This is a genomic window from Comamonas koreensis (genome assembly GCF_014076495.1).
Classification (GTDB): domain Bacteria; phylum Pseudomonadota; class Gammaproteobacteria; order Burkholderiales; family Burkholderiaceae_C; genus Comamonas; species Comamonas squillarum.
In genome coordinates, this window is the sequence record NZ_CP043575.1 from 4,767,540 (window position 1) to 4,784,493 (window position 16,954).

Consider the following 16,954-nt stretch of genomic DNA (forward strand, 5'->3'; position numbering starts at 1 on the left):
GGGCTGGGTGCTTGGCGGCAGGGCCGCCAGGGGCCTCACTTCGCGGCGGCGTCCACACTCTTCTTGGCCGAGGTCTTGGCCTTGACGACCTGCGCCTTGGCTTCGGCGCGGGCATGGATCTCACCCAGCGCGCGCTTGTACTCGGTCGGGAACACCTTGACGAACTTGCTGCGCACCTCCGCCCAGTTGTCCAGCAGATCACGGGCACGCTTGCTGCCGGTCCAGCGCAGGTGGTCGGCGAGCAGGCGCTTGAGCTGTGCTTCGTCGGTCTGGCCGTTGTGCCACACACCCTTGTCGATGCTGGCCTCTTGCTCGGCCTGCGTCAGCACCTTGTCCAGCGTGACCATCGTGGTGTTGCAGCGGCTGGCGAACTGGCCGTCCTCGTCATAGACGTAGGCCACGCCACCGCTCATGCCGGCAGCAAAGTTGCGGCCGGTCTTGCCCAGCACCAGCACGGTGCCGCCGGTCATGTATTCGCAGCCATGGTCACCGGTGCCTTCGACCACCGCCGTCGCACCCGACAGGCGCACCGCAAAACGCTCGCCAGCCACGCCGCTCAGGAAAGCCTCACCGGTGGTCGCGCCGTACATCACGGTGTTGCCCACGATGATGTTCTTGTGCGCTTCGCCACGGAAATCCAGACTCGGGCGCACCACCACGCGGCCGCCGGACAGGCCCTTGCCGGTGTAGTCGTTCGCATCCCCCACCAGGTACAAGGTGATGCCGTTGCACAGGAAGGCGCCAAACGACTGGCCGCCCGTGCCCTCGACACGGATGTGGATGGTGTCGTCAGGCAGGCCTTCGGCATGCACCTTGGTCACCGCGCCCGAGAGCATGGCGCCCACAGTGCGGTTCACATTGCGCACGGTCTCCAGGATCTTCACGCGCTCGCCCTTGTCGATGGCGGGGCGCGACTTTTCGATCAGGATGTTGTCGAAGGCCTTTTCCAGACCATGGTCCTGGTTTTGCGTGTGGTAGAGCGGCACATCGTCCGCCACTTCGGCACGGGCCAGCAGGCGGCCAAAGTCCAGGCCCTTGGCCTTCCAGTGGGTAATACCGGCCTTCATGTCCAGCAGGTCGGCACGGCCCACCAGATCGTCGAACTTGGAGATACCCAGCTGGGCCATGATCTGGCGCGCTTCTTCGGCGATGAAGAAGAAGAAGTTCACCACATGCTCGGGCTTGCCGCTGAATTTCTTGCGCAGCTCGGGGTCTTGCGTGGCCACACCCACCGGGCAGGTGTTGAGGTGGCACTTGCGCATCATGATGCAGCCCTCGACCACCAGCGGTGCGGTGGCAAAGCCGAACTCATCGGCGCCCAAGAGCGCGCCAATCACCACGTCACGGCCGGTCTTCATCTGGCCGTCTGCCTGCACCCGGATACGGCTGCGCAGGCCGTTGAGCACCAGGGTCTGCTGGGTTTCGGCCAGGCCGATTTCCCAAGGCGAGCCTGCGTGCTTGATCGACGACCAGGGCGATGCGCCCGTGCCGCCGTCATGGCCGGCGATCACCACATGGTCGGCCTTGCACTTGGCAACGCCGGCGGCAATGGTGCCCACGCCAACCTCGGAGACCAGCTTGACGCTGATGGTCGAATGCGTGGCCACGTTCTTCAGGTCGTGGATCAGCTGGGCCAGGTCCTCGATCGAGTAGATGTCGTGGTGCGGCGGAGGGGAGATCAGGCCCACACCGGGCACCGAGTAGCGCTGCTTGCCGATGTACTCGGTCACCTTGCCGCCTGGCAGCTGACCGCCTTCACCGGGCTTGGCGCCCTGGGCCATCTTGATCTGGATCTGGTCCGCAGAGGCCAGGTACTCGGCCGTCACCCCAAAGCGGCCCGATGCCACTTGCTTGATGCGCGAGCGCAGGCTGTCGCCTTCTTGCAGCACGTAGTCCGATTCAATCTGGTCTTTGCCGATGATGGAGGCCAGCGACTCGCCCTGCTTGATCGGGATGCCCTTCAACTCATTGCGGTAACGGGCAGGGTCTTCACCGCCTTCACCGGTGTTGCTCTTGCCGCCGATGCGGTTCATCGCCACGGCCAGCGTCACATGGGCTTCGGTACTGATCGAGCCCAGCGACATGGCGCCGGTGGCAAAGCGCTTGACGATCTCGGCCGCCGATTCGACCTGCTCGACCGGGATGGCCTTGGCAGGGTCGATCTTGAACTCGAACAGGCCGCGCAAGGTCATGTGGCGCTTGCTCTGGTCGTTGATCAGCTGCGCGTATTCTTTGTAGGTGTTAAAGCTGTTGGCGCGGGTCGAGTGCTGCAGCTTGGCAATCGCATCGGGGCTCCACATATGCTCTTCACCCCGGGCACGCCAGGCGTACTCACCACCGGTGTCCAGCATGGTGGCCAGCACCGGGTCGTTGCCAAAGGCTGCCTTGTGGCGGCGGATGGCTTCTTCTCCGATCTCGAACACGCCCAGGCCTTCAACGCGGCTGGAGGTGCCGGTGAAGTACTTGTCGATGGTTTCGCTGTTGATGCCGACGGCCTCGAACAGCTGCGCACCACAGTAGGACATGTAGGTGGACACCCCCATCTTCGACATGATCTTGGACAGACCCTTGCCGATGGCCTTGATGTAGTTGTAGATCGCCTTGTCTGCCGACAGATCGCCGGGCAGGTGCTTGTGGATCGAGGTGATGGTCTCGAGCGCCAGGTAGGGATGCACGGCTTCGGCACCGTAGCCGGCCAGCACGCCGAAATGGTGCACTTCGCGGGCGGTGCCGGTTTCCACGACCAGACCGCAGGCGGTGCGCAGGCCTTCGCGGATCAGGTGTTGGTGGATGGCCGACAGCGCCAGCAGCGCCTGGATGGCCACGCGGTCCTTGCTGACACCCTTGTCGCTGATGATCAGGATGTTGTTGCCGGTCTTGATCGCATCAACGGCTTGCGCGCACAGCGATGCCAGGCGCGCTTCGACGCCTTCACTGCCCCACTCCAGCGGGTAGGTAATGTCGAGCACGGCCGAGCTGAACTTGCCGGCGGTGTGCGAGCGGATGTTGCGCAGCTTGACCATGTCGGTGAAGTCCAGCACCGGCTGGGTCACTTCCAGGCGCAGTGGTGGGTTGACCTGGTTGATGTCCAGCAGGTTGGGCTTGGGGCCGATAAAGGACACCAGGCTCATCACGATTGCTTCACGGATCGGATCTATCGGCGGGTTGGTCACCTGCGCGAACATCTGGCGGAAGTAGTTGTACAGCGGCTTGTTCTTGTCCGAGAGCACAGCCAGCGGGCTGTCATTGCCCATCGAACCAATGCCTTCTTCGCCGTTGGCGGCCATCGGGCTCATCAGGAACTTGATGTCTTCCTGGGTGTAGCCAAAGGCCTGCTGCAGGTCCAGCAATTCGGTCGACTGCTGCTCATCGGCAACGGCGCCAAACTCTTGCGAGGCCTTGGCCTGCTGGTCGATCTGCGATTCGCCAGCCACGGGCTTTTCCACATCGTCCAGGCGGATGCGCAGGTCTTCGATCCAACGCATATAGGGCTTGGCATTGGTGAGCGAGGACTTGACTTCTTCGTCATCAATCAGACGGCCCTGGTCCAGATCGATCAGGAACATCTTGCCCGGCTGCAGGCGCCACTTGCGCACGATCTTGTGCTCGGGCACGGGCAGCACGCCCGATTCGGAGCCCATGATGACGAAGTCATCGTCGGTCACGCAGTAGCGGGCAGGACGCAGGCCGTTGCGGTCCAGGGTGGCGCCGATCTGGCGGCCATCGGTGAACACGATCGATGCTGGGCCATCCCAGGGCTCGATCATTGCGGCATGGTATTCATAGAAAGCGCGGCGGCGCGAATCCATCGTGGCGTGCTGTTCCCATGGCTCGGGGATCATCATCATCACGGCCTGGGCCAGCGGGTAGCCCGCCATGGTCAGCAGCTCCAGGCAGTTGTCGAAAGTGGCCGTATCGGACTGGTGCGCAAAGCTGATCGGGTAGAGCTTTTGCAGATCGTTGCCCAGCACGGGCGAGCTCATCACGCCTTCGCGGGCGCGCATCCAGTTGTAGTTGCCCTTGACGGTGTTGATTTCACCGTTGTGCGCCACATAGCGGTAAGGGTGGGCCAGCGGCCACTCGGGGAAGGTGTTGGTCGAGAAGCGCTGGTGCACCAGGCCCAGCGCCGAAACGCAGCGCTCATCTTCCAGATCACGGAAGTAAGTGCCCACCTGGTCGGCCAGCAGCAGGCCCTTGTAGATCACAGTGCGGCTGCTCATGCTGGGCACGTAGTACTCTTTGCTGTACTTGAGCTGCAGGTTCTGGATGGCCGCGCTGGCGGTCTTGCGGATCACATACAGCTTGCGCTCCAGCGCATCCTGCACGATCACATCGGCTCCACGGCCGATGAACACCTGGCGGATGACCGGTTCTTTTTCGCGCACCGTGGGCGACATCGGCATTTCGCGGTTGACCGGCACATCGCGCCAGCCCAGCAGCACCTGGCCTTCGGCCTTGATGGCGCGCTCGAGCTCTTCCTCGCAGGCCAGACGCGATGCATGTTCCTTGGGCAGGAACACCATGCCCACGCCGTACTCGCCAAACGGCGGCAGCTTGACGCCCTGGGCGGCCATCTCGTCGCGGTAGAGCGCATCGGGCAACTGGATGAGGATACCGGCGCCATCACCCATCAGCTTGTCGGCACCCACCGCACCCCGGTGGTCCAGATTCTCCAGAATCTTCAGAGCCTGGGTCACGATGGCATGGCTCTTCTGGCCCTTGATGTGGGCCACAAAACCGACGCCGCAGGCATCGTGTTCCAGAGTCGGGTCATACAGACCCTGAGCTTGCATGTGCTCGCGTGCAGAAGCCGACATGGCGCAATCCTTCAAATAATCTATCGCGGGAAGGTCAATGTAGAGCAGCTGGCAATACCCGAGCAAGTTTTTTATTTGGGGTCAGATACTAATTATTTTCAAATGATTTTTCTCAACAATTAATTGGGGTCATATTAAAAATAGCAAAATTATCGTTGATTTATATGACATTTTCAATTCAATCGGCGGAGGGATCTACCAATCGCGGGCGTCCCGCACTCTTTTTGTGCAGCCTGCGCACCGTTTTGGACTGCAAAGACTGCACAAAGTCCTCGCTGCCCATCGCCCAGCCGCCTTGCACGGCATCGGTCAGCGCCCCGGACTCACGCTGCGACAAGCCATAAGCGAGCATTTGGGCATAGCGCGCCTCCCGCGCGAAGGGGGTGTTACCCAGCGCCCAGAAGGCCGCCGGATCGCGCAACCAGGCCATCGGTTTTGCACCTAAATGGTGCGCACAGCTGGACCAAGGGTAGTCTTCGGCCTTGGCGACCAGGCCTGCGCGCTGCGGGTTGGAATCGATATAGATGATGCATTGCAGCAACGGCGTGGCCGGCTCCACAACCGTCGAGCGGTAGCGCCCTTCCCACAAGGTGCCGCTGCGCCCATGCCGCGCATTGAAATAGCGCACATAGGCCCGGCCAAGCGCCTGCATCAAGAGCGGCAGGCCCTGCTCGGTCTGGGGTGTTATCAGCAGATGGAAATGGTTGGGCATCAGCACAAAGGCATGCACTGCCACCAGGTGGGTCTGCGCGAGCTGGCGCAACAAGTCGCTGAAGTGCTGGGAATCCTCGTCATCGACAAAGACCGTCTGCCGGTTGTTGCCCCGGTGCAGCACATGGTGCGGCATGTCGGGAAGACTGAGTCGGGGAAGGCGGGCCATGGTGAAAACGTCAGCAAAGGACGACAGAGGAAAAGCCGCTCCATTATCAACGCTGTGCCCTATGCACTACGCAATGGCAGCATCTGCCCCCACTCGCAGCCACCTAGCGCACAGGGGCTGCCCCAAGCTGTCACAGCACCACTAACAACACAAAGCCATCCACCCCATGGGCAGATGGCCTTTTTCCATACCAGCCTTGCAGCTTAGAAGCGGTAACGCGCCACCAGTTGCACCGAGCGCGGCGCGCCCGGCAGGTTCAGATTGGGCGAGGAGCCGTGGCCGGCTACGATGTAGCGCTTGTCCAGGAGGTTGTTGAGCTTGAGCTGCAGGTCCACGTTGTTCAGGCGGTAGTAGGCCATGGCATCCAAGGTGGCGTAGCCTGGCAGCACAACGGTATTGCCAGGGTTGGCAAAACGCGCACCGACATAGCTGATGCCGCCACCGGCGCCAAAGCCATGGCCCAGCGCCTTGGTGACCCAGATATTGGCGCTGTGCTTGGGCGTCAGGGTGGCGCGCTTGCCTTGCACGGCCTGGCCGGCGTCCACTGCCGGCGACGAGGTCATCTCGCTGAGCAGGTAGGCATAGCCCGACCAGATCTGCCAGCCCTGCGACAGGTCACCGGCAAAGCTCAGCTCCAGGCCGCGCGTGCGCTGCACGCCCAGGGGCACCAAGGTGTTGGTCACAGGGTCCACGCTCTTGATATTGGTGCGCTCGATCTCGAACAGCGCCGCATTGGCGCTGGCCTTGCCGTCGAGCAGATCCCACTTCACACCGACCTCACGGCTGCTGGTTTTCTCAGGCGCCAGCTGGGCATTGTTGGCAGCCAGCGCAAAGGTCTCGCCCGAGGGCTGGAAGGACTTGCTGAACGACACGTAGTACGACAGCGCATTGCTGGGCTGGTAGACCAGGCCGACGCGCGGGCTCCAGGCCACATCGGTGCGGCCCAGGTTGACGCTGCCTGGCGTGTAGTTGTCGGTTTCCTGGCGGAAGCGGTCATAGCGCACGCCGGCCAGCAGCTTCCATTCCGGGGCCAGGGTGACCATGTCCTGCACATAAGCACTGGCCACGCTGAAGACGCTGTCGTTGTTGGCAGACGGTGCAGCCGTCAGCACCGGCGAGACAACCGGCAGCACCGGGTTGAACAGCGATACCGTGCCCACATTGCTCTGGCTGATGCTCAGCAGGCCCTTGTTCTGGCGGCCCAGCTCCAGACCGTACAGCACCTGGTGCTGCATGCCCGCCAGATCCAGCTTCTGCGTCAACTCCAGCTGGTTGAAAAAGCCGTGCTCGTTACGCTCCAGATGGCCACGGTTGAGGGTCGCCGTCTGCGCCTTCTCATTCACCGAGCCAACCAGGGTGTTGCTGCGGTCCAGGCTGTAGTCGTAGTAGCGCAGCACATTGCGCAGGCTCAGGCTGTCGTTGAATCGGTGGCTCAAGGTGGCCGATGCCGAATACACCTCGGAGGTGCTGACATCGGTATCGCGTGCATTGGCCGCGCCAAAGTAGGTGCGGGGCGACACGTTGACCGGCCGGCCCTGGAAGGCGGGAATGCCGAAGTCAGTGAGGCGGCTGTCCTTGAGGTAGTCGGCCTGCAGCAGCAACTGCGTGTCCGCACTGAACTTGAACTGCACCGAGCCGGCCAGCGCCTTGCGGTCCAGAAACTGCTGGTCGCGGTAGCTGTCGGCGCGCTCGATGGCGCCGGTCAGGCGGTAGGAGACGATGCTGTCCTGCGGCGCGCGTGCCAGGTCAAACTCGCCCCGGCGCTGGTTCCAGCTGCCCAGGGTCAGACCCACCTCGCTGCGGTCAATGCCGGGCTTCTTGGTGATGCGGTTGATCAAGCCACCCGAAGAGCCCCGGCCATACAGCACCGATGCCGGGCCCTTGAGCACCTCGACCTGCTCGACATTGGACAGGTCACGGAAATACAGCGCGTCATCGCGCACGCCGTCGACAAACTGGTCGGCAATGGCCGAAAAGCCCCGGATCGTCACCTGGTCGCGCTGGCCATCGCCATGCGACAGGCCAATGCCGGGCACCGCCTTGAGCACGTCCTGCATCGACTGCACGGCCTGGTCGCGCATCAGCTGCTGGGGCACCACGTTCACCGTTTGCGGAATATCGCGCAACGGCGCTTCGATCTTGGTGGCGCTCTTGGCCGTAGGCGCTGCATAGCCCACGTCCGCTGCGGTATCGCCCTGCACGCGCACTTCCTGCAGCGTTGTCTCAGCCGGCGCCTGCTGCGCCGCTGCATGGCCCGTGCACAGCAGCGCCACTGCTGCTGCCACGGCTTGTGTTTTGAAAGCCATTCCAGTTCCTTGTATCGCTTTGGTATGTGTTCGGTTTGGCTGTACCGCAGGGAGAATCCGCACTCTGGTTGGCTACCACCGGGAAAAGCTCGCACATCTTAAAGAGGAAAATGGTTCTCATTTACATATCTTTAAGAAACGAATGCGAGGCAGCAACAAACCCACAGTAGGAGCTTTCTTTGACCGCCTTCAGGTTGTATTAAGAAACGCCGCAACTGCAGCGCATGGGCGGGCTGCGCGCCGTCGCAGCCCGCGCTTGGCACGGCTCGAAGCAGAGAAATTCCCCCTGCAACAAAGGGCTTACCGGGGCCAGGGCATGGCGAGCCGCAGCCTGCGACCGGCCTGGGCGCATCAAAGCGATGGGGGAGCGATGAGGCCCGAGCCCAAGCGCGCAGCGGCGCCCGCCACTCAGCAGCGTGGCACGATCTTGCCGCCCATGCCACGACCCGGCTGGTAGCCCAGCAGGCCTGAGACGCGCCCAGCCGCCTGCAACAGCTGGGGCAGCAGCTCGCCCTGCATGATCTCGGGTGTCGTGCGGTTGGCCTGGCCGCTGATGTTCATCGCAGCCACCACCTGGCCGCTGGCATTGCGGATGGGGGCTGCGACCGAGGTGAGGCCCTCTTCCAGCTCCTGGTTGAGCAGGCACCAGCCCTGCGCGCGCACCTGGGCCAGCTCGGCCAGCAACTGCGCATCGTCCTGGATCGTGAAGCGCGTGAACAGCGTGCGGTCGCGGCCCTGCAGCAAGGCCTGCAGCTCCTGCGGCGGCAGCTCGGCCAGCAGCACCCGGCCGAGCGACGTCCAGAAACTCGGCAGGCGCGAGCCCATGCCTAAGTTGGTGCTCATGATCTTGTGCGTGTGTACGCGCAACACATAGACAACATCCTGGCCATCGAGCACGGCGATGGAGCAGGACTCGTGCGTCTGCTCGACCAGCGCATCCATCACTGGCTGGGCCAGGTTCCAGACCGGCATCGACGACAGATAGGCGAAGCCCAGATCCAGAATGCGCGGCGTGAGCGCAAACAAACGGCCTTCCACCCGCACATAGCCCAGGGTCTGCAAGGTCAGCAGAATGCGGCGCGCCCCGGCACGCGTCATGCCGGTGGCCTCGGCCACTTCCGTCAAGGTCTGGCGCGGCGCGGCAGCGCCAAAGCTGCGGATGACCTCCAGCCCGCGCGCGAAGGACTGCACATAGCTGTCGCTGGGGCGGAGGGTCGGGTCTTCTTCTTTCATAGGCCGCAATCTTGGTCGTTGGCGTGGAGCGGGTCCCTGGCAATACAAAAGCAAATCGCAGGGACATCGGGTAGCGGATTATCAGGCAGTCTATAATTCTTTTAGCGAACTAATGTTCTATATACGAACATTTTATCCAAGAGCCCTACCAAAGGCCGCCGATCCTCTCAAATGCATTCCCAAGTCTCGCGCAGGCAGCCTCGGCATTGCATTTGTCGCACGCGGTACAGGCACTGCCACAGCGCAGCGCGACCATGCCGCAGCGGGATCAGCAGCCTGTTGCGACCCGTGTACAGAACCAGGAGACAAGATGATCAACAAGATTTCGGACTCGATTGCCGAGTCCCTCAGCCGCGTCCAGGACGGCTCGACCGTGCTCATCGGCGGCTTTGGCACCGCCGGCATTCCCGCAGCCCTGATTGATGGCCTGATCGCGCAAGGTGCGCGCGACCTCACGGTGGTCAACAACAACGCCGGCAATGGCGACACGGGCCTGGCGGCCTTGCTCAAGACCGGCGCGGTGCGCAAGATCATTTGCAGCTTCCCGCGCCAGGTCGACAGCTATGTGTTTGACGAGCTCTACCGCAGCGGCAAGATCGAGCTCGAAGTGGTGCCCCAGGGCAACCTGGCCGAGCGCATGCGCGCTGCGGGCGCCGGCATCGGCGCGTTCTTCTGCCCCACCGCCTACGGCACCGAGCTGGCAGCGGGCAAGGAAACGCGCGAGATCAACGGCAAGCACTATGTGCTCGAGTACCCCATCTATGGCGATGTGGCGCTGATCAAGGCCGAGCAAGGCGACCGCTGGGGCAACCTCACCTACCGCAAATCGGCGCGCAACTTTGGCCCGGTGATGGCCACCGCTGCCAAGTACACCGTGGCCACCGTGCATGAGATCGTGGAGCTGGGCCAGCTCGACCCCGAGGCCGTGGTCACCCCTGGCATCTATGTCAACCAGGTCATCAAGATCGAGCGCGTTGCCACGCAAGCCGGTGGCTTCAAAAAAACAGCCTGAAGCAGGAGACAAGACCATGAGCAGCTACCAAAAACGCACGAAAGACGAACTGGCCGCCCGCGTGGCGCAGGACATCCATGACGGCGCCTACGTGAACCTGGGCATTGGCCAGCCGACGGCTGTGGCCAACCACATCCCCCAGGACCGCGAAGTCATCCTGCAGTCGGAAAACGGCATCCTGGGCATGGGCCCGGCACCCGCCGCTGGCGAGGAAGACTATGACCTCACCAACGCCGGCAAGCAGCCCGTCACCTTGCTGGCGGGCGGCAGCTTCTTCCACCATGCCGACAGCTTTGCGATGATGCGCGGCGGTCACCTCGACATCTGCGTGCTCGGCGCTTTCCAGGTGGCAGAGAACGGCGACCTGGCCAACTGGAGCACCGGTGAAGCCGGCGCCATTCCCGCCGTGGGCGGCGCGATGGACCTGGCCATTGGTGCCAAAGAGACCTGGGTGATGATGGACCTGCTGACCAAGAAGGGCGAGAGCAAGATCGTCAAGCAATGCAGCTATCCGCTGACCGGCATTGGCTGCGTCAAGCGCATCTACACCGACGTGGCCACCATCGAGGTCACGCCCCAAGGCCTCAAGCTCATCGACACCGTCGACGGTCTGGACAAGGCCGAACTCGAAAAAATGATTGGCCTGAGCCTGCTCTAAGCGCAGCGCCGATCTGTACTCATCCAAGGAGACCACCATGACCAACGCCTATATCTGCGACGCCGTGCGCACCCCCTTTGGCCGCTACGGCGGCGCGCTTGCCGGTGTGCGCACCGATGACCTGGGCGCCGTGCCCATCAAGGCGCTGATGGAGCGCAACCCCGGTGTGGACTGGACGGCGGTGACCGACGTGATCTACGGCTGCGCCAACCAGGCCGGCGAAGACAACCGCAATGTGGCCCGCATGTCCAGCCTGCTCGCGGGCCTGCCCATCGAGGTGCCCGGCGCCACCGTCAACCGCCTCTGCGGCTCGGGCCTGGATGCCGTGGGCACGGCCGCCCGCGCCATCAAGTCCGGCGAAGCACGCCTGATGATCGCCGGTGGTGTGGAATCGATGAGCCGCGCCCCCTTTGTGATGCCCAAGGCCGAGTCCGCCTTCAGCCGCAACAATGCCGTCTACGACACCACCATTGGCTGGCGCTTTGTCAACAAGCAGATGAAGGCGCTGTACGGCGTGGACTCCATGCCCGAGACGGCCGAGAACGTGGCCGACGACTTCAAGATCGAGCGCGACGCCCAGGACCGCATGGCCTTGGCCTCGCAGCAAAAGGCCGCAGCGGCCATCGCCGCCGGCCACCTGGCCCGCGAGATCGTGGCCGTGACCATTGCGCAGAAAAAGGGCGATGCACTGGTGATCAGCCAGGATGAGCACCCCCGTGCCACGACGATCGAAGCGCTGGCCAAGCTCAAGGGCGTGGTGCGCGAAGGCGGTACCGTGACGGCCGGCAATGCCTCGGGCGTGAACGACGGCGCCTGCGCCCTGCTGCTGGCCAATGAAGAAGCCGCCCAGCAATACGGACTGACCCCGCGCGCCCGTGTGGTGGCCATGGCGACGGCCGGTGTGGCACCGCGCATCATGGGCTTTGGCCCGGCCCCTGCCGTGCGCAAGGTGCTGGCGCTGGCCGGCCTGAGCTTGGCCGACATGGATGTCATCGAGCTCAACGAAGCCTTTGCCGCCCAAGGCCTGGCCGTGCTGCGCGACCTGGGTATTGCGGATGACGACCAGCGCGTCAACCAATGGGGCGGCGCGATTGCGCTGGGCCACCCGCTGGGCGCATCGGGCGCACGCCTCGCTACCACCGCCGTCAACCAGCTGCATGCACTGGGTGGCCGCTACGCACTGTGCACCATGTGCATCGGCGTGGGCCAGGGCATTGCCGTGATCCTCGAAAAAGTCTGACGCCCCTAGCGGCGGCAAGCGCGGGCCTGCAACGGCCGCGCCTTGCCCCCGCGTCTCTCCATCCTCCCCCCAAAACACCCGCGCTGCTGCCTCGCCCACCTTGGCGCAGCCACGCCCGCGCAGCGATGCAGGGGCATTTTTTGAAGGACAGAACGCCATGGCAACACAACAAATCACCACTGCGACCGGCATGTTCAACATCGATCTGCAAGGCCCCGAGGGCGCGCCGGTGCTGGTGTTCTCCAACTCGCTGGGCACCACCTTGGACATGTGGGATGCCCAGGCCCACACCTTCAGCAGCCAGTACCGCGTGCTGCGCTATGACACCCGGGGCCACGGCGCCAGCGTGGTGAGCCCTGGCCCCTACCAGTTTGCACAACTGGGCGGCGATGTGCTGGCCATTCTGGACAGCCTGGGCATTGACCAGGCCCATTTCTGCGGTATCTCGATGGGCGGCCTCACAGGGCTCTGGCTGGGCGTGCATGCCGGCGCACGCATGCGCAGCATCACCGTGGCCAACAGCGCCGCCAAGATTGGCGCCGAAGCCAGCTGGCGCGACCGTGCCGCGCTGGTGCGTGCCAATGGCGCTGCAGCGATGCAAACGCTGGCCGACTCGTCACCCAGCCGCTGGTTCACCGAAGGCTTTATCGCCAGCCAGCCCCAGGTGGTGCGGGCCGCCCAGGCCTGGATCGCCGGCATTGCCCCCGAAGGCTATGCCAGCTGCTGCGAGGCCCTGGCCGCCGAAGACCTGCGCGCCGATATCGCCCGCATCCAGACCCCCACCTTGCTGATTGGTGGCAGTGCCGACCCTGTTACCACGGTGGCCGATGCCCAGGCCATGCATGCCGCCATTGCCAGCTCGGAGCTGGCGACGGTGCCGGCCTCGCACCTGTCCAACCTCGAAGTGCCCCAGGCCTTTGACCTGGCACTGGGCAGCTTTTTGCAAAAACACTGAGGCAGTCGCCTTACACCATGCAGACGGGTACCAAGAACAACAACCGCCCGCTGCAGCCCTTCCTCAACCAAGGAGACAAGCATGTCCGATGCCAATCCACGCTGGAAGCAGCGCCCTGCAGGATCGACCTGGGGCGACTTCGGCCCCGATGACCAACTTGGCCGCCTCAACCTGCTGACGGCAGCCAAGGTGCGCCAGGGCGTGGCCGAGGTGCAGGAAGGCCTGCGCTTTTCGCTCAGCCTGCCACTCGATTACCCCGGCGGCAGTGCCCTCAACCCCAACCGCAAGCCACCTGTGCTGCGCCCCCTGCAGCGCAAGGGCCTGGTCAACTTCAACTGTCTGCTCGGCGACCTGGAGCCTGGCCGCACCGATGTGCTGTCGGACGACATGGCCGTGCTGTCGCTGCAGTACTCCACCCAGTGGGATGGCCTGGCCCATGCCGGCCAGCTGTTTGATGCCAATGGCGACGGCGTGCCCGAGCCGCTCTATTACAACGGCTTTGCCGCAGGCCGCGATGTGCTGGGGCCGCTGCTGGTCAGCGACACCGGGATGCCCACGGCCGAGAGCAGCGGCAGCACCAGCTGCGCCAAGGCGCTGGGCATCGAGGGCATGGCCCAGAACGGCGTGCAAGGCCGGGGCGTGATGATGGACCTGCATGCGCACTACGGCGATGCCCGCACGCTGATCGGCTACGACGAGTGGATGCGCGTGATCGAGGCTGACCGGCTGGAGATCGAGCCCGGCGACATGCTCTGCCTGCACACTGGTTTTGCCCAGGCCGTGCTGGCGATGCAAAAGAGTCCCGACCCGGTTGTGCTGAACAACAGCTGCGCGGTGCTCAATGGCCGCGACGAGAAGCTGCTGCAGTGGATCAGCGACAGCCAGATCGCCGTGATCGCGGCCGACAACTATGCCGTCGAAGCCCACCCGGCCCAGCCCGGTGCCGATTGCTGCGCGGCGTTGCCGCTGCATGAGCACTGCCTGTTCAAGCTGGGCCTGCACCTGGGCGAGCTGTGGCACCTGACGCCGCTGGCGCAGTGGCTGCGCGCCCATGGGCGCAGCCGCTTTTTGCTGACGGCCCCGCCGCTGAACCTGCCCGGCGCCATTGCCTCGCCCGTGACCCCGATTGCCACGGTCTAAGACCTGCATCCAGACAACCGTATTACTGCGGCAGCAGCCCAACGCCCGCCTGCCGCGCCCTATCCCGGAGCCACCATGCCCTACATCATTGAGACTTTCGACAAGCCCGAGCACCAGGCCGTGCGCCAGGCCCACCGCCCGGCACACCTAGACTTTCTGGCGCGCAATGCCCAGCTGCTGCTGGCCTGCGGCGCCAAGCTGCAGGACGACGGCAGCGACATGGGCGGTGGCCTCTATGTGGTGGACCTGGACACGCGCGAAGCAGCCCAGGCCTTTATCGAATCCGATCCCTTCTACCAAGCCGATCTGTTTGCCCAGGTGCGCATCACGCGCTGGCGCAAAGCCTACGTGGCCGGCCAGTGCTGCCTGTGACGCCTTTCTTGGAAACCGCTATGTCCACTCCATTGACCCCATCGACCTCCGCACGCCCACGCGTGCTTATCACCGGCGGCGGCGCTGGCATTGGTGCAGCCGCTGCGCTGCGCTGCCACGCCGATGGTTACGACCCGGTCATCATCGACCGCCAGATTGACCAGGTGCCGGCAGGTTTTGTCGCGATCCAGGCCGACCTCAGCAGCGCCGAAGACACGGCGCGCGCGCTGGGCGAAGCGCTCGCTGGCGGCCCTATCACCCGCCTGGTGAACAACGTTGGCATCGTCGTGCCCAACGACTCCGCCAGCCAGACGCTGGCCGAATTTGATCTGGCCGTATCGCTGAACCTGCGCTGCGCCTTCCAGTGCATGCAGGCCTTGCTGCCCGGCATGCAAGCGGCGCGCTTTGGCCGCATCGTCAACATGTCCTCGCGCGCAGCTCTGGGCAAGGATTTGCGCACCGCCTACGCCGCGACCAAGGCCGGCCTGATCGGCATGACCCGCGTCTGGGCGCTGGAGCTGGGCCAATGGGGTATCACCGCCAATGCGATTGGCCCCGGCCCCATCCGCACCGAGCTGTTTGACAAGGCCAACCCGCCGGGCGCCGAGCGCACGCAAAAGATCATCCAGTCCGTGCCCGTCAAGCGTGTGGGCACGCCCGATGACGTGGCCCATGCCGTGGCCTACATGCTCGACGAGCGCAGCGGTTTTGTCACCGGGCAGGCGCTCTATGTCTGCGGCGGCATGACCGTGGGCGTGGCACCGGTCTAGCCTTTTTCCTGAGCGTGTCTGGTACACGCCCACCTTTGCTCCCTCCATCGATAACAAGAGACATTGATGTCAAAAATCACCGCTTTTTTCACCGAGCTGATGCGCAAGTATCTGCCCGACCCCTTCGTGTTCGCGATCCTGCTCACCTTGCTGACCATGGTGCTGGCCTTTGCCGTGGAGAGCCGGCCCATCAACCTGGTAGTGCAGGACTGGGGCAAGGGCTTTTGGAGTCTGCTGGCCTTTACCACCCAGATGGCGGTGATTCTGGTGATGGGCTATGTGCTGGCCGCAGCGCCGGTGGTGGACCGTTTCCTCAACCGCATCGCGGCCCTGGTGAACACGCCGCGCGGCGCCATCATCATGGCCACTGTCGTGGGCTGCGTAGGCAGCTACCTCAACTGGGGTTTTGGTCTGGTGATTGGCGGCATCATGGCCAAGAAGCTGGCCCTGCGCGTCAAGGGCGTGCACTACCCGCTGATCATCGCCTCGGCCTATACGGGTTTCACGATGTACAGCCTGGGGCTGTCGGCCACCATCCCGGTGCTGATCTCCACCAAGGGCCACAGCTTTGAAAAGCAGATGGGCATCATCCCCTTGAGCGAAACCATCTTCTCGCCCCACATCCTGCTCACGGCCCTGGCCGTGCTGATCGTGCTGCCGCTGATCAATGCAGCGATGCACCCCAAGGCCGGAGAAAAGGTCACCGAAATCAGCCCTGAACTGGCCAGCAACGAAGAGGCCAAGGGCGCGTCGGCCGCCAACCTGTTGGGCGATGAAAAGACCTTTGCCGGTCGCCTGAACAACAGCCGCATCCTGAGCTGGCTGATTGGCCTGACCGGCATGGCCTTCGTGGCGATGCACTTCATGCAAAACGGCAGCCTCGATCTGAACATGATCAATTTCTTCATCCTGTTCCTGGGCATCTTGCTGCTGGGCACGCCGATGAAATATGTGGAAAAGGTCAATGAAGGCGTCAAGACCATTGGCGGCATCATCCTGCAGTTCCCGTTCTACGCCGGCATCATGGCCATCATGCATGCCTCGGGCCTGGTCGAATCGATCGCCCATGTGTTTGTGAGCTTCTCGACCGCCTACACCCTGCCGCTGTGGGGCCTGGTGAGCTCGTTCTTCATCAACTTCTTTGCGCCCTCTGGCGGCGGCCACTGGGTGCTGCAAGGCCCGTTCATGATTGAAGCGGCCAAGACCCTGGGCGCATCGCAGGCCCACACCGCCATGTCGGTGATGCTGGGCAATGGCTGGAACGACCTGGTGCAGCCTTTCTGGATCCTGCCGGCGCTGGCGCTGTCCAAGCTCAAACTCAAGGACATCATGGGCTACACCGTGGTCTCGATGTTTGTCGTGGGGGCCATCTATATCGGCTCCTCCCTCTTCTGGCCATAAACGCCGCTAACACAACCCTTGATACGTCGTTGCCAAGCCTTGTCTTACGCCTGTAATGCCTGCGGCTTGACGCCTCGTCGGGGGCGCCAAGCCTCAATCGCAAACCTGCGGTTTTCTGGGCCGTGTTAGCGGCTCAGAACAACAGGCCAGGCCTTCCCTTCCTCCGGCTG

Annotated in this window: 12 protein-coding genes; 8 read left to right on the forward strand and 4 right to left on the reverse strand. The window is 63.6% G+C overall.

What is annotated here, in order from left to right; all coding sequences use genetic code 11:
* Window positions 1–35 precede the first annotated feature (35 nt).
* From F0Q04_RS21840 to F0Q04_RS21855, 4 genes are all read right to left on the reverse strand, one after another.
* Window positions 36–4,817, reverse strand: a complete 4,782-nt coding sequence (locus F0Q04_RS21840) for a glutamate synthase-related protein (RefSeq protein WP_116926437.1) — start codon at window positions 4,815–4,817, stop codon at window positions 36–38.
* 178 nt (window positions 4,818–4,995) lie between these two features.
* Window positions 4,996–5,697: a transposase gene (locus F0Q04_RS21845; protein ID WP_182343508.1), complete on the reverse strand. Its 702-nt coding sequence runs from the start codon at window positions 5,695–5,697 to the stop codon at window positions 4,996–4,998.
* Window positions 5,698–5,900: 203 nt separating this feature from the next.
* Window positions 5,901–8,003 (reverse strand): TonB-dependent receptor, encoded by a 2,103-nt coding sequence (locus F0Q04_RS21850; protein WP_182343510.1) that lies wholly within the window; start codon window positions 8,001–8,003, stop codon window positions 5,901–5,903.
* A 408-nt stretch (window positions 8,004–8,411) separates the two neighbouring features.
* The gene (locus F0Q04_RS21855) at window positions 8,412–9,236 is read right to left on the reverse strand and encodes an IclR family transcriptional regulator domain-containing protein (protein ID WP_116926440.1); all 825 of its coding nucleotides are present in this window, start codon (window positions 9,234–9,236) and stop codon (window positions 8,412–8,414) included.
* Between the two features lie 310 nt (window positions 9,237–9,546).
* Here F0Q04_RS21855 and F0Q04_RS21860 point away from each other — a divergent pair, with 310 nt between their 5' ends.
* The 8 genes from F0Q04_RS21860 to F0Q04_RS21895 all read left to right on the forward strand — a co-directional run bounded on the left by F0Q04_RS21860 (window position 9,547) and on the right by F0Q04_RS21895 (window position 16,784).
* Complete coding sequence (locus F0Q04_RS21860) at window positions 9,547–10,248, forward strand: 3-oxoacid CoA-transferase subunit A (RefSeq protein ID WP_021026103.1); 702 nt, start codon at window positions 9,547–9,549, stop codon at window positions 10,246–10,248.
* Between the two features lie 16 nt (window positions 10,249–10,264).
* On the forward strand, window positions 10,265–10,906 hold the full coding sequence (locus tag F0Q04_RS21865) for a 3-oxoacid CoA-transferase subunit B (RefSeq protein WP_116926441.1): 642 nt from the start codon (window positions 10,265–10,267) through the stop codon (window positions 10,904–10,906).
* 37 nt (window positions 10,907–10,943) lie between these two features.
* A complete protein-coding gene (gene pcaF / locus F0Q04_RS21870; RefSeq protein ID WP_116926442.1) occupies window positions 10,944–12,146 on the forward strand; it encodes a 3-oxoadipyl-CoA thiolase in 1,203 nt (400 codons plus the stop codon).
* Window positions 12,147–12,303: 157 nt separating this feature from the next.
* Window positions 12,304–13,101, forward strand: coding sequence for a 3-oxoadipate enol-lactonase (gene pcaD / locus F0Q04_RS21875; RefSeq protein ID WP_182343512.1), 798 nt, complete (start codon window positions 12,304–12,306; stop codon window positions 13,099–13,101).
* An 81-nt stretch (window positions 13,102–13,182) separates the two neighbouring features.
* The gene (locus F0Q04_RS21880) at window positions 13,183–14,241 is read left to right on the forward strand and encodes a cyclase family protein (protein WP_182343514.1); all 1,059 of its coding nucleotides are present in this window, start codon (window positions 13,183–13,185) and stop codon (window positions 14,239–14,241) included.
* A gap of 75 nt (window positions 14,242–14,316) precedes the next feature.
* Window positions 14,317–14,613 carry a YciI family protein gene (locus tag F0Q04_RS21885; RefSeq protein ID WP_116926444.1) on the forward strand — a complete coding sequence of 99 codons (297 nt, stop codon included), beginning with the start codon at window positions 14,317–14,319 and terminating at the stop codon, window positions 14,611–14,613.
* A 20-nt stretch (window positions 14,614–14,633) separates the two neighbouring features.
* Complete coding sequence (locus F0Q04_RS21890) at window positions 14,634–15,383, forward strand: SDR family oxidoreductase (RefSeq protein ID WP_116926445.1); 750 nt, start codon at window positions 14,634–14,636, stop codon at window positions 15,381–15,383.
* A 66-nt stretch (window positions 15,384–15,449) separates the two neighbouring features.
* Window positions 15,450–16,784: a short-chain fatty acid transporter gene (locus F0Q04_RS21895; RefSeq protein ID WP_116926446.1), complete on the forward strand. Its 1,335-nt coding sequence runs from the start codon at window positions 15,450–15,452 to the stop codon at window positions 16,782–16,784.
* The last annotated feature ends 170 nt before the right edge of the window (window positions 16,785–16,954 follow it).